General features: G+C 69.6%; 1 protein-coding gene. It reads right to left on the bottom strand.

The genetic code is table 11. The annotated features are described in order from the left end of the window. Nucleotides 1-1,057: acyltransferase domain-containing protein (locus tag IE185_RS32835; RefSeq protein WP_189716575.1), on the bottom strand; the 1,057-nt coding region annotated here is incomplete at both ends.

Genomic DNA, 1,057 nt, shown 5'->3' on the forward strand with positions numbered 1-1,057 from the left:
GGATGGGCACTGACCTCGATGAACACCCCGAAGCCATCTACGACGAGCGCCTGAACAGTCTCCGCGAAACACACCCGCTGCCGCAGATTCCGGTACCAGTACCCACCATCCAGGCGCACCGGACGCCCCGGCTCCACCGTGGACCAGAACGGAACCAGCGGCTCGCGGGGTTCCACCGTCCTCAGCAGCTCCGCCAGTTCGGCCTCGATCTCCTCCACCTGAGAGGAGTGCGAGGCGTAGTCCACCGGGATACGGCGGACCCGCACACCCTCCCGGTCGCACATCTCCACGAACTCATCCACGGCCCCGACCGCACCCGAAACCACGGTCGCCGAGGGCCCGTTCACCGCAGCAACACCCAACACCCCCGACCAGGCAGCCAGACGCTCTTCCACCTCGGCTACCGGCAGGGCGACCGAGGCCATCCCACCCCCACCCGCCAACACACGGCCGATCGCCTGCGAACGCAACGCCACCACCCGCGCCCCGTCCTCCAACGACAACCCACCCGCCACCACCGCAGCAGCGATCTCGCCCTGCGAATGACCCACCACCGCATCCGGCACCACACCCGCGCTCGCCCACACCTCCGCGAGCGAGACCATCACCGCCCAGGTCACCGGCTGGACCACATCCACCCGCTCCAGCCCCACACCGGAACGCACCACACCCAGCACATCCCACTCCACAAACGGCGCCAACGCCGCCGCGCACTCCTCCATCCGCGCCGCGAACACCGCGGAGGAATCCAACAGTTCAGCACCCATCCCAGCCCACTGCGCCCCCTGCCCGGGAAACACGAACACCTTCCGGCCCACGTCCCCCGCAACCCCGGACACCACCGGGGCCGCCAATCCCGCCAGCAGCTCCTCACGCCCGGACGCCACCACCACCGCACGATGCCCGAAAACAGACCGGTGCACCGAAGACCAGCCCACCTCCCCCACGCCCAACTGATCGTCGGAGTGCACCCGTGCGGCCAAGCGCTCCAGCCCCGCCTCCACCGCACCCGCCGACACACCCGACACCACCACCGGCACCGGGGCCTCGACCAGTT

The sequence above is a fragment of the Streptomyces chryseus genome, assembly GCF_014650755.1.
Taxonomy (GTDB): domain Bacteria; phylum Actinomycetota; class Actinomycetes; order Streptomycetales; family Streptomycetaceae; genus Streptomyces; species Streptomyces chryseus.